General features: G+C 52.3%; 17 protein-coding genes. 9 read left to right on the top strand and 8 right to left on the bottom strand.

The features are described 5' to 3' along the window. Window positions 1-90: 90 nt before the first annotated feature. Window positions 91-1146 carry an NAD(P)-dependent alcohol dehydrogenase gene (locus LVQ77_RS07590; protein ID WP_304502992.1) on the bottom strand — a complete coding sequence of 352 codons (1056 nt, stop codon included), beginning with the start codon at window positions 1144-1146 and terminating at the stop codon, window positions 91-93. 128 nt (window positions 1147-1274) lie between these two features. After that, window positions 1275-1697 carry a (R)-mandelonitrile lyase gene (locus LVQ77_RS07585; protein ID WP_154155248.1) on the bottom strand — a complete coding sequence of 141 codons (423 nt, stop codon included), beginning with the start codon at window positions 1695-1697 and terminating at the stop codon, window positions 1275-1277. Window positions 1698-1952: 255 nt separating this feature from the next. Between LVQ77_RS07585 and LVQ77_RS07580 the strand changes: the two genes are divergently transcribed. Next, window positions 1953-2846: a LysR family transcriptional regulator gene (locus LVQ77_RS07580; protein WP_232904101.1), complete on the top strand. Its 894-nt coding sequence runs from the start codon at window positions 1953-1955 to the stop codon at window positions 2844-2846. A gap of 95 nt (window positions 2847-2941) precedes the next feature. Here LVQ77_RS07580 and LVQ77_RS07575 read toward each other — a convergent pair whose 3' ends face one another. Then, complete coding sequence (locus tag LVQ77_RS07575) at window positions 2942-4060, bottom strand: YbdK family carboxylate-amine ligase (RefSeq protein WP_232904100.1); 1119 nt, start codon at window positions 4058-4060, stop codon at window positions 2942-2944. Between the two features lie 226 nt (window positions 4061-4286). Here LVQ77_RS07575 and LVQ77_RS07570 point away from each other — a divergent pair, with 226 nt between their 5' ends. Next, window positions 4287-5534 carry a mechanosensitive ion channel family protein gene (locus tag LVQ77_RS07570; protein WP_232904099.1) on the top strand — a complete coding sequence of 416 codons (1248 nt, stop codon included), beginning with the start codon at window positions 4287-4289 and terminating at the stop codon, window positions 5532-5534. Window positions 5535-5616: 82 nt separating this feature from the next. On the opposite strand, the gene LVQ77_RS07565 is transcribed toward LVQ77_RS07570, so the two are convergent. From LVQ77_RS07565 to LVQ77_RS07545, 5 genes are all read right to left on the bottom strand, one after another. Further along, window positions 5617-5871, bottom strand: a complete 255-nt coding sequence (locus LVQ77_RS07565; RefSeq protein WP_232904221.1) for a DUF1158 domain-containing protein — start codon at window positions 5869-5871, stop codon at window positions 5617-5619. A gap of 113 nt (window positions 5872-5984) precedes the next feature. Continuing rightward, entirely contained in the window at window positions 5985-6638 is a 654-nt protein-coding gene (fdnI, locus tag LVQ77_RS07560; RefSeq protein ID WP_232904220.1) for a formate dehydrogenase-N subunit gamma, read from the bottom strand. After that, window positions 6634-7518, bottom strand: coding sequence for a formate dehydrogenase subunit beta (fdxH, locus tag LVQ77_RS07555; protein WP_232904098.1), 885 nt, complete (start codon window positions 7516-7518; stop codon window positions 6634-6636). The genes fdnI and fdxH overlap by 5 nt, the downstream gene beginning before the upstream one ends. A gap of 11 nt (window positions 7519-7529) precedes the next feature. Further along, the gene (gene fdnG / locus LVQ77_RS07550) at window positions 7530-10577 is read right to left on the bottom strand and encodes a formate dehydrogenase-N subunit alpha (RefSeq protein ID WP_232904097.1); all 3048 of its coding nucleotides are present in this window, start codon (window positions 10575-10577) and stop codon (window positions 7530-7532) included. Between the two features lie 165 nt (window positions 10578-10742). Then, entirely contained in the window at window positions 10743-11672 is a 930-nt protein-coding gene (locus LVQ77_RS07545) for a LysR substrate-binding domain-containing protein (RefSeq protein WP_232904096.1), read from the bottom strand. Window positions 11673-12066: 394 nt separating this feature from the next. Between LVQ77_RS07545 and LVQ77_RS07540 the strand changes: the two genes are divergently transcribed. The 7 genes from LVQ77_RS07540 (at window position 12067) to LVQ77_RS07510 (ending at window position 20551) form a co-directional block, all read left to right on the top strand. Then, window positions 12067-12672, top strand: coding sequence for an ankyrin repeat domain-containing protein (locus tag LVQ77_RS07540; protein ID WP_232904095.1), 606 nt, complete (start codon window positions 12067-12069; stop codon window positions 12670-12672). Window positions 12673-12689: 17 nt separating this feature from the next. Continuing rightward, entirely contained in the window at window positions 12690-13610 is a 921-nt protein-coding gene (locus tag LVQ77_RS07535) for an oxamate carbamoyltransferase subunit AllH family protein (RefSeq protein ID WP_503489111.1), read from the top strand. Then, a complete protein-coding gene (fdrA, locus tag LVQ77_RS07530) occupies window positions 13588-15138 on the top strand; it encodes an acyl-CoA synthetase FdrA (protein ID WP_232904093.1) in 1551 nt (516 codons plus the stop codon). The genes LVQ77_RS07535 and fdrA overlap by 23 nt, the downstream gene beginning before the upstream one ends. Continuing rightward, complete coding sequence (locus LVQ77_RS07525) at window positions 15135-16547, top strand: YlbE family protein (RefSeq protein ID WP_232904092.1); 1413 nt, start codon at window positions 15135-15137, stop codon at window positions 16545-16547. The genes fdrA and LVQ77_RS07525 overlap by 4 nt, the downstream gene beginning before the upstream one ends. Window positions 16548-16558: 11 nt before the next feature. Further along, window positions 16559-18097, top strand: coding sequence for a xanthine permease (locus LVQ77_RS07520; RefSeq protein ID WP_232904091.1), 1539 nt, complete (start codon window positions 16559-16561; stop codon window positions 18095-18097). A 99-nt stretch (window positions 18098-18196) separates the two neighbouring features. Then, on the top strand, window positions 18197-19147 hold the full coding sequence (locus LVQ77_RS07515) for a carbamate kinase family protein (protein ID WP_232904090.1): 951 nt from the start codon (window positions 18197-18199) through the stop codon (window positions 19145-19147). A 15-nt stretch (window positions 19148-19162) separates the two neighbouring features. Then, on the top strand, window positions 19163-20551 hold the full coding sequence (locus LVQ77_RS07510; protein WP_232904089.1) for an amidohydrolase family protein: 1389 nt from the start codon (window positions 19163-19165) through the stop codon (window positions 20549-20551). The last annotated feature ends 68 nt before the right edge of the window (window positions 20552-20619 follow it).

The raw sequence follows: 20619 nt of genomic DNA, 5'->3' as shown, positions 1-20619 counted from the left end.
AGTGTTGCGCGATTGTATATGAAATGTGATGTTGGAAGGGAGGCTATAACCAGAAAAACCCTCCCTTTTTTACAGAGAGGGTTTGTGCAATCAGGCTTTCAGCGTCGCCATATCAATCACGAAACGGTACTTCACATCACTTTTCAGCATCCGCTCATAGGCTGCGTTGATATCCGGCATGTTGATCATCTCAATATCTGAAACAATCCCGTGTTCACCGCAGAAATCCAGCATTTCCTGGGTTTCTTTGATGCCGCCAATACAGGATCCGGCAACTGAACGGCGACCCAGAATCATCGGCAAGGTGCTAACTGGCGGTTCAATGTTGCCCAGCAAACCGACATACACCAGCGTGCCATCCAGCGTCAGAGTTGGCATATACGGGTTGATATCGTGGTCATAAGGTACGGTGTCGATAATCAGGTCGAACTGATTTCTAACCGATGCCATCTGCTCATCATCGGTGGAAAGTACAATGTGATGCGCCCCCAGACGGCGTGCGTCTTCCTCTTTGCTCGCAGAACGGGTGAACAGAGTGACTTCCGCCCCCATCGCGTTTGCCAGTTTCAGTGCCATATGGCCTAAGCCACCCAGCCCGATAACAGCCACATTGCTACCTTCGCCTACATTCCAGTGGCGCAGTGGCGACCACGTGGTAATACCCGCGCACAGCAATGGGGCCGCACCTTTGAGATCCATGCCCTCAGGCATTTTCAGCACAAAATCTTCTGAGGCGACAATCGCCTGCGAGTAACCACCGTAGGTTGGCAGATGATCATGGCGATCAACGCCATTGTAGGTCTGCACGTTGCCCTCTTCACAGTACTGCTCAAGGCCCTCTTTACACGGATGGCAGATACGACACGAGTCCACCATACAGCCGATACCCGCGTAATCGCCTGGCTTGAATTTTGTCACGTCACTGCCAACGGAGGCCACGCGCCCAACGACTTCATGGCCGGGCACCACAGGATATTGACTAAAACCCCAGTCATTACGCGCCTGGTGTAGGTCTGAGTGGCAAACGCCGCAGTACATCACTTCGATCACCACGTCATCAGGACGCGGTGCGCGTCGCATAAATTCGAATGGAGCAAGTGGAACATCTGCGGACTGTGCCGCATAACCGAGCACTTTCATCGTCATGGTTGTTCTCCGGGTTGAGAGGCTATACCCAAAATAATTGAAGTTGCTTCAAGGCGGCAAACTCGAGAATCCCCGGGAGCTTACTCAAGTAAGTGACTGGGGTGAGTGCAGCCAACGCCGAAGCAACTTCAAGAATGAAGGGTATCTTTTTTGTATTGATCGTCGCTGACGTGTTCCAGCCACTCGACAGGGGTGCCATTGAGTGACTCAGCAATGGCGATATGCGTCATAGCGTTGTCTGGCGTCGCGCCATGCCAATGCTTCACCCCTTCAGGGATCCAGACGATATCACCTTGATTCATTTGGCGGATTTCACCACCCCATTCCTGCAACCAGCCGTGCCCATGGGTGACAATCAGAGTTTGCCCAAGTGGGTGCGTATGCCAGGCGGTACGTGCGCCAGGTTCAAAGGTGACGGTAGCGCCACCGGTACGAGCGGGGGGCGTGGTCTGGAAAGGTGCATCAATACGGACTCTACCTGTGAAGTAACTTTCCGGACCCGTTTGAGAAGGCTGTGATCCAGCCTGGATGATTTTCAGCTTTTCTTCCATTTTTTCCTCTACTTCGGCATTCAATGCCGGGGTTAACAGAGATAACACCAGTCAGAAGTATAGGTAACTGAGCGCGACTGGCAGATAAGTTGGTCGTGGTTTGAGTGCCCACGCTTCGTTACGAGGAGCGAAAAAGCTATGTTAGCGCCTGTTATTACTGCTGATTAGCCCGGTAAATACGCAAGGAGCTATGAGTTGAATTCATGAATCGGCGTATACTGATAACCAGTTAATGCAGCGATGGCAGATTTGCATATGTTAAAAGAGAACTTTAACGACCTGATTTCATTCCTGGTGGTTGCCCGTGAACGTAGCTTCACCAAAGCTGCCGCCAAATTAGGCGTATCTCAGTCGGCGTTAAGCCACGCTATTCGCGCTCTGGAAGAGCGCCTCGAATTACGCTTACTGACGCGCACAACACGCAGCGTTGCCCCAACTGAAGCCGGTGAAAAGCTGGTGGAGAGCCTTGGGCCTCGTTTCGCAGAAATTGAAGGCGAGCTGGAAGCGCTGATTGAAATGCGTGAAAACCCAGCGGGCAATATCCGCATAACTGCAGGAGAACACGCGGTAGATTCGGTGCTGTGGCCTGTACTGAAATCTTTTCTGGGGGATTACCCGGATATAAAAGTGGAAATTACTGTCGATAACACCCTGACGGATATTGTTACCGGGCGATTTGATGCCGGAATTCGTCTCGGTGAACAAGTTGCCAAAGATATGATTGCGGTACGCATTGGCCCTGACATGCGTATGGCGGTAGTTGGTTCCCCTGATTACCTCGCAAAGCAAGGCACACCGCATTCACCGCAAGAATTACAAAGCCATAATTGCATCAATATGCGTCTGCCAACTATGGGTGGCTTGTATGCCTGGGAATTTGAAAAAGAGGGGCGGGAATTACGCGTGCGCGTTGACGGGCAATTGACGTTTAACAGCTTGCGCCAGCGGATTGATGCCGCAACAGTCGGTCTTGGCCTGGCCTATGTCCCGGAGGATTCGGTAGCAGCAGCCGTTGAGCGTGGCGAGCTGGTCACGGTACTTAAAGAGTGGTGCACTCCATTCCCCGGTTATTACCTGTATTACCCAAGCCGTAAACAACATACCACCGCATTTTCTTTATTTGTTGAGGCGCTAAGGTTTAAGCGTTAATCGATATTTAGCTGTGGTTAATATTCAGCAAAAAGAGAAGTTTTTCAGAAATCGCATTGGCCTATTTCAAATAGGCCACCTGGCAGAGAATAAATTCACTCAGTTGCCCAAATTTCACAATGTTCTCGCATCAACTCGGTTAGAAGACCTCCCTCAGCAATAAACTGCCGAATGCGGCGCGTATCACTGTCGTTATTACGCACATAACCTTCAACGGCTTCTAAAGCTGATGATGCCCGGAGTTGTGCCGCATAAGGCGCAAGAGTATCCAGCAATGGCAAAATATCTTCCGCCATTGTGCGTTGCTCGCCACTGCGCACATCCGTCAGCACGCCTTCCAGCCCAAAGCGGCATGCCTGGAAACGGTTGAAACGGTAGAGCAGGTAATCTTCCGAGCGCGGGACGAACGGGCGCTCGGTCAGCAGCCACAGCGCCAACGCCTGAATAAATCCGGCGATATGGACCGCACGTGTAATAGTCAGCGGCGTGTCCATTACACGTACTTCAATGGTGCCAAATTTTGGACTTGGACGAATATCCCAGTGCAGGTCTTTCATCGATTGAACGATGCTGCTGGACTCAAGGCGTTGGTACATCCACTTAAACTCGTTCCAGTCGCCGACGAAAGGCGCAGGCCCGTTATCCGGGAATGCCGAGAAGATATTCAAACGTGACGAGGCATAGGTTGTATCTGCCCCCTGAATATACGGCGATGAAGCCGAGAGCACGATGACGTGTGGAACAAAGCGCGACAGGCCATGCAGCAAATAAATAGCGTCCTCTTCGTTCTCACAGCCGACATGCACATGCTGGCCAAATACTGTCGCCTGCTTCATTAAATAGCCATATAGCTCGAGCGTTTTGTTATAGCGTTCGCTCTGGCACACCTCCTGGCGCTGCCATTTTTGAAATGGATGCGTACCGCCACCGCAAATTGCCAGATGATGTTTACTTGCTGATTGCAGCACATGCTGGCGCAAACTTGAAAGCTGCGCCTGAGCCTGCGCGATATCGCCACACACCCCAGTGGCGATTTCCAGCATGCTTTCGGTGATGTCATGTTTGACTTCGCCTTCTGTCACCAGGCCTTTCAGAGAGTCAATCAGCAGCGATGAGTCCTGGCTGAGATCGTTGGCTGGTGGATTGATGATTTGCAATTCCAGCTCGATGCCGAGGGTGTATGGGTCAGAATGATTAAAATCACTTAGTGGCATGCTGGACTCTCATTGTTCTGACAATTATTGAATTGAGTATAGCCAGCCGTCTGGAAATGATCGGGCGTAGATACTGTTTTTATCTCATTATTATCACTGGTAATTAGCTGCTACTCATAAATGCAATGATAATATTGTAAAGAATGTTCAGTGAATTAAAATGCCTTGAAAGTTGCACTAAGAATCATCTCCCTCCATTATATGCGTTGTTCAGGAAGGAGTTATTATGAAAGATTTGGTTTCATTTCTAAGTACTTTTGGTGTTGTGCTTGATCCAACAACTTCGATATTAGTCGTTCTGGGTATTATTTTTGTATTTGCATTAATTGTACATTTTATTCTACACCGCGTTGTACTGCGCACTTTTGAGAAACGTGCGCAATCCAGTCAGCATTTGTGGCTGCAAATCATCACAGAAAACAAGCTATTTCATAGGCTTGCTTCAACCCTGCAAGGGATTATCGTTAATATTCAGGCGGTGCTGTGGCTGCAAAAAGGCAGTGACGCCAGCGAGATATTAATTATCGGCGCACAGCTTTGGATTATGCTCTATTCCTTACTGTCGTTATTCTCCTTGCTGGATGTTATTTATAATTTCTCACAGAAATTTACTATTACGTCGGATATTCCACTAAAAGGAATATTCCAGGGTGTGAAGCTCATTAGCTCCCTGGTGATTGGCATCATGATGATTTCCAGAATTATCGGCCAATCTCCTGCGATTCTTATCAGCGGCCTGGGTGCAATGGCTGCGGTATTAATGTTGGTATTTAAAGATCCGATTCTTGGGCTGGTGGCCGGTATACAGCTCTCGGCAAACCGTATGTTAAAGCTGGGTGACTGGCTGGAAATGCCTAAGTTTGGTGCTGATGGTGCGGTGACTGATATTGGTCTGACTACCGTGAAGGTGCGTAACTGGGATAATACTATTACCACTATTCCAACTTATGCTCTGGTTTCTGATGCCTTTAAAAACTGGAGTGGCATGTCGCAGTCCGGTGGTCGCCGCATTAAGCGCAGTATTAATATTGACACCACCAGTATTCATTTTCTTTCCACCGATGAAATACAGCGCTTAATGAATGCGAGATTATTGAAGCCCTATATCGACTCGCGCAGCAAAGAAATTGAAGAATATAATCGAACCCATAATAGCGACGGGGTTTCAGTGCTCAATGCCCGTAGCATGACCAACGTCGGGACATTCCGGGTTTATCTCACCGAATATCTGCAAAACCATCCACGTATTCGTAAGGATATGACGCTAATGGTGCGCCAGTTAGCACCAGGGGCTGAAGGCTTGCCGATAGAGATTTATGCGTTTACTAACACCGTAGCATGGCTGGAATATGAAGCCATTCAGGCTGATATTTTCGAGCATATATTTGCCGTGGTTGATCAGTTTGGGCTGCGGATTCATCAAGCACCGACGGGTAATGATATTCGTTCGATTGTGTTACCCACCTCGTTGTAGGTCGGATTAGCGTAGCGCCATCCGACAATTCTGGTGTAAATGGTGGATGTCGCTTGCGCTAATCCACCCTACAACAGCGACGCTACGCTTCCCGGTCAATCGAAAACCAGCGCTTCCAGATAGAGCGAATCACGAAGTATTCAATTGCACCCAAAGCCAGGAACCACAGGCAGAAAATAATGGTGTAAAGCTGGTTCATATCCAGCAGATGGAACATCGTGATGAGCTTTTGCGCCAGTTCAATGGTCAGCGCCGGGGCCGGAAGCAGCAGGCAGGAAAAAAACGCCAGCAGCAAAATACTGCCAGCGCTTATCAAGGTTTCGAGAGGGTGTTTCATCATTATGATTATGCCGGATAAGGTTTAAACAGAGCCAAAAGCGCATTGTCCGGGAAAATAACCGCTGATTCAAATCCCCGGCACAAATGCACCGGGGAAATCAGGGCAGAGCACTACAACCCTTCAGTACTCTCTTTCTTCGCTTCTTTCGCCAGAACCGCACGATACCAGCGTGGATGGTGCTTCTGTGCCCAGCGGCGGCTGACTTTGCCGACGATCATCCCTTTAATCGACCCTTTCACCCAGAAAGCCATATACATATGAATCAAAATGGCGTGGATCAATATGATGGCGACGGTGGCGTGAATCAGCAGGCTGTAACGCACCAGTTTGATGGGAAAGTACGAGGCGAAATAAGGCCGCCAGATAATTACACCGGTTACCAGCAGCACGAAAATCATGCTCATAATGGTCCAGAACATCATCTTCTGCCCGGCGTTATATTTGCCGACATCCGCGACTTTATGCTCGTTGCCCTTCAGCACTTCGACAATATTTTTCACCCACGGCCAGTCCTGCTTTTCCGGGATATTGTGATGCACGAAACGCACAAACATAAACATCAGCGCCACGAAAATCAGCACCCCAAAGAACGGGTGCAGGATGCGCCCCATCTGCGGCGTGCCGAAGGTTTCCGTCAGCCATTGCAGCGTCGGGAAGAACAGCGCGATGCCGGAAAGCGACACCAGGAAGAAGCAAATTACCACCGTCCAGTGACAGGCGCGGTCGATAAATTTCGTCCTGACAATCGATTTGCTCTGCTTAATCATGATGTTCCTCCTCGTCTTCATCCACCTCTTCGTTCGGCCCAATGCCGATGTAATGGAAAATCAGCCCGGCGAAGGTGGCGATAAAGCCCGCCGCCGACAGCGGTTTGAGGATCCCTTTCCACAGGTTAATCGGCACGTCGATTTGCGGATCTTTCGGCAGATTGTGGTACAGCTCCGGCTGGTCGGCGTGGTGCAGCACGTACATCACGTGTGTACCGCCGACGCCCTGCGGGTTGTAAACGCCCGCGTGCGGATAGCCGCGTTTTTGCAGCTTCGCCACGCGCTCGTCGGCTACGTCCAACATCTCCTTTTTGGTGCCAAAATGAATGGCACCCGTCGGGCAGGTTTTCACGCAGGCCGGCTCCTGGCCCACGCTGACGCGATCGACACACAGCGTGCATTTGTAGACGCGGTTATCGTCTTTATTCAGGCGCGGAATATTGAACGGGCACCCGGCGATGCAATAGCCGCAGCCAATACAGTGTTCCGACTGAAAATCGACGATCCCGTTAGCGTACTGGATGATGGCACCGGCTGACGGGCAGGCTTTCAGGCAACCCGGATCTTCGCAGTGCATGCAGCCATCCTTGCGGATAAGCCACTCCAGCTTGCCGTTTTGCGTGGTTTCGCTAAAGCGCATTAACATCCAGGATTTGGCGCTCAAATCGGCGGGATTATCGTAAACCCCGACGCAATGACCGACTTCATCGCGGATGTCGTTCCACTCCGAACAGGCTACCTGGCAGGCTTTGCAGCCGATACAGCTTGAGACGTCAATCAGCTTGGCGACTTCCTCTTTGAAGTCGCGAGCCTGCGGCGGCGGCGTAAAACCGTTGGTAGCCGAACGCTTAATAATATCCTGAGATTGCATGGACATGAGTTCGCTCCTTACGCCTTCTCAATGTTGACCAGAAACGCCTTGTACTCTGGCGTTTGCGAGTTAGCGTCACCGACGGACGGCGTTAGCGTGTTGGCGAGATAGCCTTTACGCGCCGCACCTTCAAAGCCCCAGTGCAGCGGAATACCGACGGTTTCCACTTCCTGCCCGCCCGCGTTCAGCGTTTGCAGGCGCTGCGTGACCACCGCAACGGCGCGAATAAACCCGCGCTTGCTGCTGACTTTCACATGCTCGCCGTTGGCAATGCCTTTGGCTTTCGCCAGCTTCTCGCTGATTTCCACAAACTGCTCGGGCTGCGCAATCGCGTTAAGCCGTGAGTGCTTGGTCCAGGTGTGGAAGTGCTCGGTCAGACGATAAGTGGTGCCGACATACGGGAACTGCTCGCGTTTGCCCATGCGTTTAGCGTCTGCTTCATACAGGCGTGCCGCCGGGTTCGAGACTACATTTGGGTGCAGCGGGTTAGTACCCAGCGGCGTTTCAAACGGTTCGTAATGCTCAGGGAATGGGCCTTCCGCCATTTTGTCGATGGCAAACAGGCGGCCTAAACCTTCTGGCTGCATGATAAACGGCCCCACGCCGCTGCCCGGTGGGGCAGTGTTGTAGTCCGGGATATCGTTGCCAACCCACTTCGCGCCGTTCCACTTGATCAACATGCGTTTCGGGTCCCACGGTTTGCCCTGCGGATCGGCAGACGCGCGGTTGTAGATAATGCGGCGGTTGAGCGGCCACGCCCAGGCCCAGCCCAGCGTGTTGCCCAGGCCTGATGGATCGGCATTATCGCGGTTCGCCATCTGGTTGCCTTTCGCCGTCCAGCTCCCGGCGTAAATCCAGCAGGCAGAGGACGTGGTGCCGTCGTCGCGCATCAGTGCAAACGAGTCCAGAAGCTGGCCTTTCTTCGCCAGCAAATTACCGTTGGCATCGAACAAATCTTCCAGCGCGTAACCGTTGTTCTCTTTGGCAACTTCTTCGGATTCAGGATGGTCTGGCAGCTCGTAATGCCAGCCCATTTTTAACAATGGTTCCGCACCTTTGCCGCCTTCTGAGCGATAAAGCTCGCGGATCTGGTGGTAAATCCCGGCCAGAATTTCACCGTCGTTACGCGCTTCACCCGGCGCATCTGCCCCTTTCCAGTGCCACTGCAACCAGCGTCCGGAGTTGGCAATTGAACCGTCTTCTTCGGCAAAGCAAGTGGATGGCAGGCGGAACACTTCGGTCTGAATCGCCGCCGGGTTCACGTCGTTCATCTCGCCGTGGTTTTGCCAGAAATTGGATGTTTCAGTAACCAGCGGGTCGATAATCACCAGATATTTCAGCTTGCTAAGGCTTGCGACAATTTTGTTTTTATCCGGGAAAGATGCCACCGGATTAAAGCCCTGGCAGATGTAACCGGTGACTTTGTTGCGGTCCATCATGTCGAAATACTTCAACACGTCGTACGCCTGGTCCCACTTCGGCAACCAGTCAAAGCCCCAGTTGTTATCTTTGCGCGCATCGTCGCCATAGAACGCTTTCATCAGGCTGACGAAGAACTTCGGATAGTTGCCCCAATAGTTCACCTGGTCCGGCAACGTGGCTTTTGGCGTGTTGGCAGTGAGATACGTTTGCAGGTCGGTGTGTTTTTCTGACGGCAGCGTCAGGTAACCCGGCAGACTGGTGGATAGCAGGCCGAGATCGGTCAAACCCTGAATATTGGAGTGCCCGCGCAGGGCGTTCACGCCGCCGCCCGCCATGCCCATATTGCCGAGCAGCAACTGGATCATCGCCATGGTGCGGATGTTCTGCGCCCCGACGGTGTGTTGCGTCCAGCCCAACGCGTACAGGAACGTGGTGGTGCGATCGGCGGCGCTAGTTGAGGCCAGCACTTCGCACACTTTCAGGAAATCGGCCTGCGGCGTGCCGCAAATATGCTCGACCATTTCCGGCGTGTAGCGGGAAACGTGCTCTTTGAGCAGGTTCCACACGCAGCGCGGGTCACTGAGCGTATCGTCGCGTTTGGCATAGCCGTTTTCGTCGAACTGATAGTTCCAGCTGGTTTTGTCGTACTGGCGTTTGGACTCAATGTAGCCGCTAAACAGGCCGTCATCAAAGCTAAAATCATCGCGCACCAGCAGGCTGGCGTTGGTGTAATGCTTAACGTATTCGGCGTTGATTTTGTTATTGGAAATCAGGTACAGCAGAACGCCCGACAGGAAAGTAATGTCGGTGCCGGAGCGGATTGGCGCGTAAATATCCGCAACAGATGCTGTGCGGGTAAAGCGCGGATCGACCACAATCAGCGTGGCGTCGTTGTTGTTTTTGGCTTCCATCGCCCAGCGGAAACCCACCGGATGCGCTTCAGCGGCGTTGCCGCCCATCACCATCACCACGTTGGCGTTTTTGATATCAACCCAGTGGTTGGTCATCGCACCGCGACCAAATGTTGGAGCAAGACTTGCTACCGTTGGTCCGTGTCAGACGCGCGCCTGGTTATCTACCGCTAACATGCCCAGCGAACGGACAAATTTTTGTGTCAGCATTCCGGTTTCGTTGCTGGCCGCCGACGCGCATAACATGCCGGTGGAGAGCCAACGGTTGACCGTCACGTTTTGCTCATTCTTCTCAACGAAATTGGCGTCGCGGTCGTCCTTCATCAGGCGGGCAATGCGTGAGAATGCATCGTCCCAGCTAATACGCTGCCATTTATCAGAGCCTGGCGCGCGGTATTCCGGGTAACGCAGGCGGCTTTCGCTGTGGATGTAATCCAGCAGTCCCGCGCCTTTCGGGCATAACGCCCCACGGTTGACCGGGTGATCCGGGTCACCTTCAATATGGAAAATGCTGGATTTGGCGTTTTTCGCGCCATCGCCCAGGCTATACATCAGCAAACCACAGCCTACTGAGCAGTATGTACAGGTATTGCGGGTTTCTTTGGCGCGCAAAAGCTTAAAGTTGCGCACCTCGGCAAGTGCCGCTTTGGGAGAAAATCCCAGAACTGCGGCGGTAGTCCCTGCCATCCCGCCGGCACAGATTTTAAAAAATTTTCTGCGACTGACGTCCATCGTAACCTCATTGTTATGACGTATGAATGGCGGCGAAAATAGCAACTGAGGCAGAGCGGATATTGAGCAAAATCAATTCGCTAATCATTGGGTAGCGAACCGCTACTTAAGGAGTAGAAGGAAGGGGAAATCAGTAACCATTATTAGTTTGTGGATTTATCCCTTTTACTCCCGGTGCAACAAATCCCCATAAATCTCAGCCAGCACCCCGCCTGGCGCAAACTGCTTTTTGATCCACCGGGTGACTTGCCCGGTGGCGGCGTGTTGGGTCGCCAGCAGCATGCGTGAATCCTGGCGCGGGTTGTTAATCTGGCGTGTCACCAGCAGGCCGCTATCCTGAGCCTCGCGCACCATGTAGCTTGGTAAAAAACCAACACCTTCTCCCAGAATCTGGCACTGGCACTTGGTGTTGAAGTCTGGCACCAGAATCGCTTCTTGCCCATGCAGCAGCCATCCCACCTTTTTATTCAGTGTTGATGCCGTGTCTTCCACCATGATATTGGGGTACAGGCGCAGCTGGCTTTCAGAAATGGGTTCCGGCATAAATGCCAGCGGGTGGGTTGGGGCGATAGCAAACTGCCAGTGAATCGCGCCGATCTCCGTGTAATCAATCCCACCACCGTCGAGCAATGTATCCGGCGCACCAATGGCGATGTTGGCCTGGTTATTAATAATGGCGTCCCACACGCCGTTATATACCTCGGTGGTGACGGTTATCAGGCAGGTGGGGAACTGCTTTTTCAGTATTTGCAGCAGCTTTGCTGTGTGGCGCGGGGTGTAAAGCAGTTGGTTGATACAGATGCGTACCTTAACCTCGATTCCTTGCGAGATGGTATCGACACCGCGTTTGATAGCGTGGAAATCGTTAAGCAGTTCGGTTGCTTTGCGATAGAAATAGAAGCCAGATTCGGTCAGTTCAATACTGCGGGTATTGCGCACAAACAGCACCACATCAAGGTACGTCTCAATCCGCTTAATGGTGTAGCTGATGGCAGAAGTCGTGACATCCAGTTCGACCGCAGCCTTGCTGAAACTTGAAAGCCGCGCGGCGGTGGTGAACGCCAGCAGGTTCTCTTCGGTAAAAATGGAATTCATGTGTCTCTCCCGTATGCCGGATAAGCGCAGCACCATCCGACGCCCATCCAACTCGATTGTTGAATGTATTTGTATTCCTTATGATCCACACTTTTGCCTTGAACCATATTTAACACTGCCGTTACAACTAATTTGAAGAGCATCACACTTCTCGAATCCGCTTTAACCCGCTTTTGACAAGGCTTCACGTGGTTACTGCCAGTTGAGGCTAACGGTTGTCGAAAGCCGTTTTATCATAGGTAAAAGATTGCGCTGAACCACATTTTTCTCACATTGTTGAATACTATTCAACAATGCTGTCATTAACGATGAATGATTTTTAAACGGATGTTAAAGCGGCCATAGTGTTGCTATTCTCAATTCATCAGAAATAGCAAAGTATGGGAGTATGGATATGTCTCAGAAAGAACTTATTGCAGAATTTCTAAGTGCAGCAGAGCAGGGGCATCTGGAAAATCTAAAACAATGCCTTAGCGATGGCGTGGATATTAACTCCACTAATCGTCAGGGGCGTACGGCAATTACCCTCGCCAGCCTGCACAAAAAATATGACTGTGTGGAATATTTAATTGCCGCCGGTGCCGATATTAATAAGCAAGACCAAACCTGTTTCAACCCCTTCTTACTGAGTTGTCTTAATAACGACCTGACATTATTACGTTTGATATTACCGGCAAATCCCGATCTGAATTGTTTATCCCGCTTTGGTGGTGTGGGAATTACCCCTGCCAGCGAAAAAGGACACGTTGAAATTGTCCGCGAATTAGTTACACGCACCGAAATTAACGTTAACCACACTAATTTTGTTGGTTGGACGCCATTGCTTGAAGCTATCGTGCTCAATGATGGCGGGGCGAAACAGCAAGAGATCGTCAAACTACTGCTGGATCACGGTGCCAACCCGCACATGACCGATAAATATGGCAAATCCCCATTGTCTCTTGCGCGTGAAAAAGGCTATCACGAGATTGCCGAACTGCTGGTAAATGCCGGCGCGTAAAACACAGGAGATGCACTATCGCCGGATATCTTCAGCGGCAGTGCCTTTTTGCACAAACGGCAGATAGCGCTTTTTTCGCCCCGGATTTATACGGTGATACAACAGGTTATGTTGAGCAGGTGTTTGACCGGGCGGTGAATATTCACCTCCCTGGAAGGCAACAGATCTTCACTTTGCTCAGTACTGATTGTGATAACGCACCAAATAGCTGTCGTTTAGCAGTAGAGCATTGTCAGAACCACTTTAAGCCTGGTGAACGGGTAAGTTTTCACAGTAACGGCATTGATATTGGCACAGATAAACGTATCGATTTCTCGCGCTGTACACGCTGGCAACCGGAAGCGTTTTTTCTAAGCCACACACGAATAAAACAGATTGATTGGCAACATCTTGCGCAAATGACACAGGCCAGTGTCATACAAAGTTCGTCACTATTTTATTTTCATGGCGATAATATTTTCTACCAGGAAATGAGCCGCCTGCTGCAATTACACCAAAAGCAGCTTATATCAGCGCTAAATACAGGGAATTGCGCTGGGATTGAAAAAGGAATAAGTGGATTGCTGGGTTTAGGTATTGGACTAACACCATCCGGTGATGATTATCTGGCGGGCCTGAGTGCTGTTTTATTTATTACCGGGCATCCAGCGCGGAAATATAGAGATGTTTTTATTGTCGCTATCGAGAGAGAAAAACATAAAACCACGCAGCTAAGCGCTATTACGCTGCGTGAAGCTATTGACCAACGTTATCGTGAAACTATTTATGGTTTTATTTATCAGGTGGTCAATGGTGATTTAGAAAATATTCAGCAGTCTATTAACGAAATTAAAAAAATAGGATCGAGTTCAGGATGCGACATGCTTTGCGGCATGGCGGATGCCTTCGCTTTGACCAAAATTAACGGAGGAAATTATGTCGACCAGGATTGTAATTAAAAAGAACACCTATTTTGATTCTGTCTCACTGATGTCTATTTCAACCAAAGCCAACCAGCTTAACGGTGTGGAACAGGCGTTTGTCGCGATGGCGACCGAGATGAACAAAGGGGTGCTGAAAAACCTCGGTCTGTTAAACGACGAACTCGAACAGGCCAAAAATGGCGACCTGATGATTGTGATTAAAGGCGCGAGCGATACGGCGAACGACGCCACTCTTGAAGCCATTGAAGGGCTCTTCACCCGCAAAGACAGCGGCAATTCACGCCACGAATCTCGTTACGCAACACTTTCCAGCGCGCATCAAAATATCCCTGAAAGTAACCTCGCGGTGATTTCGGTCAATGGTGCGTTTGCTGCCCGTGAAGCACGTCAGGCGCTGGAAAACGACCTCAACGTGATGCTCTTTTCCGACAACGTTTCCCTTGATGACGAACTGGCACTCAAGCAGCTTGCACACAGCAAAGGGCTGCTGATGATGGGGCCAGACTGCGGCACTGCGATTATCAACGGTGCAGCGCTGTGCTTTGGTAACGCGGTACGCCGTGGCTCAATTGGCATTATTGGTGCGTCCGGTACTGGCAGCCAGGAGTTGAGCGTACGTATCCATGAGTTTGGCGGTGGAATTTCACAACTTATCGGCACCGGTGGGCGTGATTTAAGCGAGAAAATCGGCGGCATCATGATGCTCGATGCAATCCAGATGCTGGAAGGTGACGCGCAAACTGAAGTGATTGTTCTGGTTTCCAAACCGCCTGCTGAAGCGGTAGCCCGTAAAGTGCTGGAGCGCGCGCAGGCCTGCCGCAAACCTGTGGTTGTCTGTTTCCTCGGGAACGGCGAAACGCGTGCCGACGAACCGGGCTTGCAGTTTGCCCGTGCCACCAAAGAAGCGGCTCTCAAGGCCGTTCTGCTGACCGGAATCAAAAAAGAGTCGCTCGACTTACACCCGCTCAACTGGCCGCTGATTGAAGAAGTCCGTGCGCGCATGAAACCTGAGCAAAAGTATATTCGTGCGCTGTTCTGCGGCGGCACGCTGTGTGACGAAGCGATGTTTGCAGCACTGGAAAAGTACCCGGACGTCTACAGCAATATCCAGCCGAACCCTGAATACCGCCTCAAAGATGTCAATGTCAGCGTCGCCCACACCTTCCTCGATTTTGGCGATGACGATTTCACCAACGGCAAACCACATCCGATGATTGACCCAACCAACCGTATTAGCCGCCTGTTGCAGGAAGCACGTGACCCGGAAGTGGGCGTGATCGTAATGGACTTCGTCTTGGGCTTTGGCTCCCATGAAGACCCTGTTGGTGTGATGCTGGACGCCATCAAAGAAGCGAAAGCCATTGCTGCCCGTGAAGAACGTAACCTGGAAATCCTGGGCTACGTGTTGGGCACCGATTTGGACACGCCATCGCTTGAAAAGCAGTGCCAAATGCTGACGGATGCGGGCGTTATCTGGGCAAGTAGTAGCACCAACACCGGTTTGCTTGCACGTGAGTTTGTTTGCAAGGAGAAAGCACAATGAGTTTATTCAACCAACCGCTAAATGTGATTAACGTCGGCATTGCAATGTTCAGCGATGATTTGAAAAAGCAGAGCGTTCCTGTGACGCAACTGGACTGGACGCCACCGGGGCAGGGTAATTTAGCTGTCGTTAAAGCGCTCGATTCCATCGCCGCGCCGGCACTTGCCGAGAAAGTAGCAGCAGCAAACAAACTGGCCGTTGAGCGCATCATCCAGTCACAGCCTGTTCTGGTGGGTTACGACCAGGCGATTAACGTGGTTCCGGGCATGACGCGCAACACCATTCTTCACGCTGGGCCGCCTGTCGACTGGGAAAACATGTGTGGCGCGATGAAAGGCGCGGTAACGGGCGCACTGGTGTTTGAAGGGCTGGCGGCAAATATTGATGAGGCCGCGCAGCTTGCCGCTTCCGGCGAAATCATCTTCTCGCCATGCCACGAACACGACTGCGTGGGTTCCATGGCGGGCGTCACGTCCGCCTCGATGTTTATGCATATCGTCGAAAACAAAACCTACGGCAACCGCGCTTATACCAACCTCAGCGAGCAAATGGCGAAAATCCTGCGCATGGGCGCAAACGACCAGAGCGTGATCGACCGCCTTGTCTGGATGCGTGATGTGCTTGGCCCCATGCTGCGCGATGCGATGAAACTGGCGGGTGAAATCGACCTGCGTTTGATGCTGGCGCAGGCGCTGCATATGGGCGACGAGTGCCACAACCGCAACAACGCGGGCACCACGCTACTAATTCAGGCGCTGACGCCGTGGATTATTCAGACCAGCTTCACCGTGGCGCAGCAGAAAGAAGTGTTCGATTTTGTCGCCAGCAGCGATTACTTCTCCGGCCCGACGTGGATGGCGATGTGCAAAGCGGCAATGGACGCGGCGCACGGTATCGAATACAGCACCGTGGTTACCACTATGGCGCGTAACGGCGTGGAGTTTGGCCTGCGCGTGAGCGGCTTGCCGGGGCAGTGGTTTACCGGCCCGGCGCAGCAGGTGATCGGCCCGATGTTTGCTGGCTACAAACCGGCAGATTCCGGGCTGGATATCGGCGACAGCGCAATCACCGAAACCTACGGCATCGGTGGTTTTGCTATGGCAACGGCTCCGGCGATTGTCGCGCTTGTCGGCGGCACCGTGGATGAAGCGATCGATTTCTCACGCCAGATGCGCGAAATCACGTTGGGCGAAAACCCGAACGTCACCATTCCGCTGCTGTCGTTTATGGGCATTCCGACCGCCATTGATATCACGCGCGTCGGCAACAGCGGCATTCTGCCGGTGATCAACACCGCCATCGCCCACAAAGATGCGGGTATTGGCATGATTGGCGCCGGGATTGTGCATCCGCCGTTTGAATGTTTTGAGAAGGCTCTGCTCGCCTTTGGTGAGCGTTACTCTTTGTGAGGGATACCCCGATGACAAACGTTAAGCTTGAGTGGAAACGCGGTGACTGGGCGGCATATTTCGGGTTGATGACCAACAACTTGACCAACTTGCTGACCATGATGGGGTTACTCATTTTTGTAGTGGGTATTCCGACTGAGATTGTTTACGGGCGCATTGCGCCAGCCTTCGGGCTGGCGGTGCTGGTAGCGAGCATTTGCTACGCCTGGTTTGGTTTGCAACTGGCGAAAGAGACAGGGCGAAAAGATGTAACCGCACTGCCTTCCGGGCCAAGTGCGCCGTCTATCTTTACCGTGACGTTTTTGGTGCTGATGCCGGTATACCAGCAAACGGGTGATGCCGAATTTGCAATTCAGATTGGCCTGGTGTGGTGTTTTGTTGAAGCGATGATTCTGGTGGGTGGTTCGTTCCTTGGCGAAACCATCCGCAAGATGATCCCGCGTACCGTTCTGCTGTCGTGTTTGTCGGGCTTAGGTTTATTGCTGCTGGCGATGAACCCGATGCTTCAGGCATTTGAAGCGCCGACGGTTTCCTTCATCGTGCTGCTGCTTATTTTCATCAACTGGTTTGGTAAAAAGCCGATTTTTGCCCGTATTCCGACCGGCTTATTACTGCTGGTTGCCGGTACGGCACTGGCGTGGGTTTCTGGCCTGCAAAGCCCGGAAGCCATCAAAGCCTCGATGTCATCATTCGGCTTTAACCCGCCATCGATTCATGTCGATAGCTTCCTGCAAGGCTTGCCGCACGCGCTGCCTTATCTGGCATCGGCAGTTCCGTTGGGGCTTGCTAACTACATTTTCGACCTGGAAAACATTGAGAGTGCCCACGCAGCGGGTGATGAATACAACACCCGCAAAGTGATGCTAACCAACGGCCTTGCCTCCACGCTCGGTTGCCTGATGGGGAACCCGTTCCCGGTGACGGTGTACGTTGGCCATGCGGGATGGAAAGCGATGGGTGCGAGTATCGGCTACACGCTGGCGTCCGGTGTGACGATGTTTATCGTGCCGTTGTTTGGCCTCGGTGCATTCATGCTCGCCATTATTCCGATGACTGCCATTGTGCCAATTCTGGTGTTTATCGGCGTGGTGACGGCAAACCAGGTGGTGCGAGAGACACCGAAAATAGAGGTGCCGGTTATCTTCATCTGCTTGTTCCCGTGGATAGCTAACTGGGCGCTGACCATGGTGAATAGCGTGATGGCCGCGGCCGGGACGTCGGCTGCGAAAATCGGCCCGGAAGCGCTGGCGCATAAAGGGGTGTTTTACCAGGGACTGGTGCATTTGGGCAACGGTGCACCGCTCGCCAGCATGTTGTGGGGTTGCGTGGCAATCTTCGCGATTATCAACAAGCCGTTACGCGGTGCGGTGGCTGCGGCAGTCGGCGCGTTGCTGGCACTGTTTGGCGTGATTCACGCGCCGATGGTCGGCCTTGCGCAGGGCAGTTCGCTGATGTTTGTCACCGCGTATTTGATGATGGGCGCGATGTTTGTGGTGAAGCACGTGCTCGACCGCCGTGAAGCGGCTTCTGAGGTTGTGACCTCGGTATAAAAAATGGCGGATGACGCGTACTTATCCGCCCTACGGTTTTGTAGGGTGGATAAGCCTCAGGCGGCATCCACCGGCCTTTGCCCTACAAGGATAAAAACAATGAAACAGCTCGTGGTTGTGGCAATTGGCGGCAACAGCATCATCAAAGATAACGCCAGCCAGTCGGTTGAACATCAGCAAGTCGCGGTTAAAGAAGTGGCCCAGACGGTGCTGGAAATGCTTTCGTCGGATTACGACATCGTGCTGACGCACGGCAACGGCCCACAGGTGGGGCTGGATCTGCGCCGAGCGGAAATCGCCCATGAGAAAGAGGGATTACCGCTCACGCCACTGGCTAACTGTGTGGCAGATACCCAGGGCGGCATCGGCTATCTGATACAGCAGGCTCTGAATAACCAGTTGGGGAAACACGGAGACAAAAAAGCGGTCACCGTGATAACTCAAGTGGAAGTGGACAAAAACGACCCAAACTTCGCCCATCCGACCAAGCCGATTGGCGCGTTCTTTAGCGCAGAGCAGTGCGAAGCGCTGAAAATCACGCATCCCGACTGGCAGTTTGTGGAAGATTCCGGGCGCGGATACCGCCGCGTGGTGGCCTCGCCGGAACCGAAACGGATTGTCGAAGCCGATGCGATTAGCGCGCTGATTAAACAAGGCTTTGTGGTGATTGGCGCGGGCGGCGGTGGCATTCCGGTTGTTCGCAGCGAGCAGGGGGATTACCAAAGCGTTGATGCGGTTATCGACAAAGACCTGTCAACGGCGCTGCTGGCCCGCGAAGTGAACGCTGACATTCTGGTGATCACCACTGGCGTGGAGAAAGTGTGTGTTCACTTTGGCAAACCAGAACAACGAGCACTCGATGAAGTCACGGTTGAACAGATGGCGCGTTTTAGCGATGAAGGCCACTTCCCGCCTGGCAGCATGCTGCCAAAAATTACCGCCAGCCTTGCGTTCCTGCGCAACGGCGGCAAGCGCGTGATTATCACCACCTCGGAAAAATTATCCGTCGCCCTGCGTGGCGAAACGGGCACGCATATTGTGAATGATTAAGAGTGGGAGAACTCAATGAATAATGCAGAAAAAAGCCGCCGTGAATTTTTAAGCGGCGGCGGCAAAGTGGTGGCGGCCTGTGCGCTCTTTGGCGCGACCGGCTCGATGGCGTATGCTGCGAAACCAGCCTCCATCGCCTGTGAAACGGACAACCGCATGAGCGCCATTAAAGAATCCCATTACTACCTCGACAACGTGCTGCTGGAGGCGGGTTTTAGCCGCGACGGACAGACTATTGTTGGCACGCAAACCGAGTTGAAAACGCTGGAAATTAAAGACGGCAAAATTGCGGCACTGCTCGCAAATAAACAGCATCCCGATGCCACCCTTGCCCATTACGATGCGTCAGGGAAACTGCTGCTGCCAGCGATGCGCGATATGCACATCCATCTTGATAAAACCTTCTACGGTGGCCCATGGCGTGTACACAACCGCCCGGCGGGAACCACCATTCTGGACATGATTGCCCTCGAGCAAAAACTCTTGCCGGAACTGCAACCGGTCACACAGGAACGCGCGGAAAAGCTGATTGATTTGATTCAGTCGAAAGGCTCGACCATAGCTCGTAGCCATTGCAACGTTGAGCCAGTTTCCGGGCTGAAAAACCTCGAGAATCTGCAAGCGGTTCTGGAACGCCGTAAGTCTGGTTTTAGCTGTGAAATTGTCGCGTTTCCTCAGCATGGTTTGCTGCACTCGAACTCCGTTGCGTTGATGCGCGATGCAATGCAAGCGGGCGCTCACTACGTGGGTGGGCTTGACCCGACTAACGTCGATGGGGCGATGGAAAAATCCTTAGATGCCATGTTCCAGATAGCCATCGACTACAAAAAGGGCGTCGATATTCACCTGCATGAAACCAGTCCGGCGGGCATTGCGGCGGTGAATTACATGGTTGAAACGGTGGAGAAAACTCCTGAGCTGAAAGGCAAATTGACCATCAGCCACGGTTTTGCACTGGCGATGATGAACGAACAAGAAGTTGATGCGATTGCTACGCGTATGGCAGCGCAACAAATTACTATCGCGTCAACGGTACCGATTGGCACCATGCATATGCCACTCAAGCAGCTACAAGAGAAGGGTGTGTTTGTGATGACCGGCACCGACAGCGTTATCGACCACTGGTCGCCGTATGGCCTGGGCGACATGTTGGAGAAAGCGAATTTATATGCGCAGCTTTATATGCGTGTGAGTGAGCTAAACCTTTCGCGCTCGCTGGCGATTGCCACCGGAAATGTGCTGCCGCTTAATGACAAAGGCGAGCGTGTGTGGCCAAAAGCGCAGGATGAAGCCAGCTTTGTGCTGGTGGATGCCTCATGTTCTGCCGAAGCCGTGGCACGTATCTCTCCACGAACCGCGACATTCCATAAAGGGAATCTGGTTTGGGGTGAACTTAGCGTGTAGTGAGCTAGGCTTACTGATCTCACGCTGTCAGATTGACTGCGTGAGATGTAAATAAGAAGCCGCTCTAT

This window comes from Buttiauxella cochleicola (assembly GCF_021282435.1).
In the GTDB taxonomy this organism is placed as follows: Bacteria; Pseudomonadota; Gammaproteobacteria; order Enterobacterales; family Enterobacteriaceae; genus Buttiauxella; species Buttiauxella massiliensis.
Note: the sequence above shows the minus strand (reverse complement) of the source record. Positions and strands in the feature narration are given on the sequence as shown.

Coding starts and splice junctions, on each gene's coding strand:
- LVQ77_RS07585 (WP_154155248.1), bottom strand. CDS start 1,697: ATGGAAGAAAAGCTGAAAATCATCCAGGCTGGATCACAGCCTTCTCAA.
- LVQ77_RS07565 (WP_232904221.1), bottom strand. CDS start 5,871: ATGAAACACCCTCTCGAAACCTTGATAAGCGCTGGCAGTATTTTGCTG.
- LVQ77_RS07570 (WP_232904099.1), top strand. CDS start 4,287: ATGAAAGATTTGGTTTCATTTCTAAGTACTTTTGGTGTTGTGCTTGAT.
- LVQ77_RS07520 (WP_232904091.1), top strand. CDS start 16,559: ATGACAAACGTTAAGCTTGAGTGGAAACGCGGTGACTGGGCGGCATAT.
- LVQ77_RS07540 (WP_232904095.1), top strand. CDS start 12,067: ATGTCTCAGAAAGAACTTATTGCAGAATTTCTAAGTGCAGCAGAGCAG.
- LVQ77_RS07510 (WP_232904089.1), top strand. CDS start 19,163: ATGAATAATGCAGAAAAAAGCCGCCGTGAATTTTTAAGCGGCGGCGGC.
- LVQ77_RS07515 (WP_232904090.1), top strand. CDS start 18,197: ATGAAACAGCTCGTGGTTGTGGCAATTGGCGGCAACAGCATCATCAAA.
- LVQ77_RS07580 (WP_232904101.1), top strand. CDS start 1,953: ATGTTAAAAGAGAACTTTAACGACCTGATTTCATTCCTGGTGGTTGCC.
- LVQ77_RS07575 (WP_232904100.1), bottom strand. CDS start 4,060: ATGCCACTAAGTGATTTTAATCATTCTGACCCATACACCCTCGGCATC.
- LVQ77_RS07525 (WP_232904092.1), top strand. CDS start 15,135: ATGAGTTTATTCAACCAACCGCTAAATGTGATTAACGTCGGCATTGCA.
- fdxH (WP_232904098.1), bottom strand. CDS start 7,518: ATGTCCATGCAATCTCAGGATATTATTAAGCGTTCGGCTACCAACGGT.
- LVQ77_RS07590 (WP_304502992.1), bottom strand. CDS start 1,146: ATGACGATGAAAGTGCTCGGTTATGCGGCACAGTCCGCAGATGTTCCA.
- LVQ77_RS07545 (WP_232904096.1), bottom strand. CDS start 11,672: ATGAATTCCATTTTTACCGAAGAGAACCTGCTGGCGTTCACCACCGCC.
- fdrA (WP_232904093.1), top strand. CDS start 13,588: ATGTCGACCAGGATTGTAATTAAAAAGAACACCTATTTTGATTCTGTC.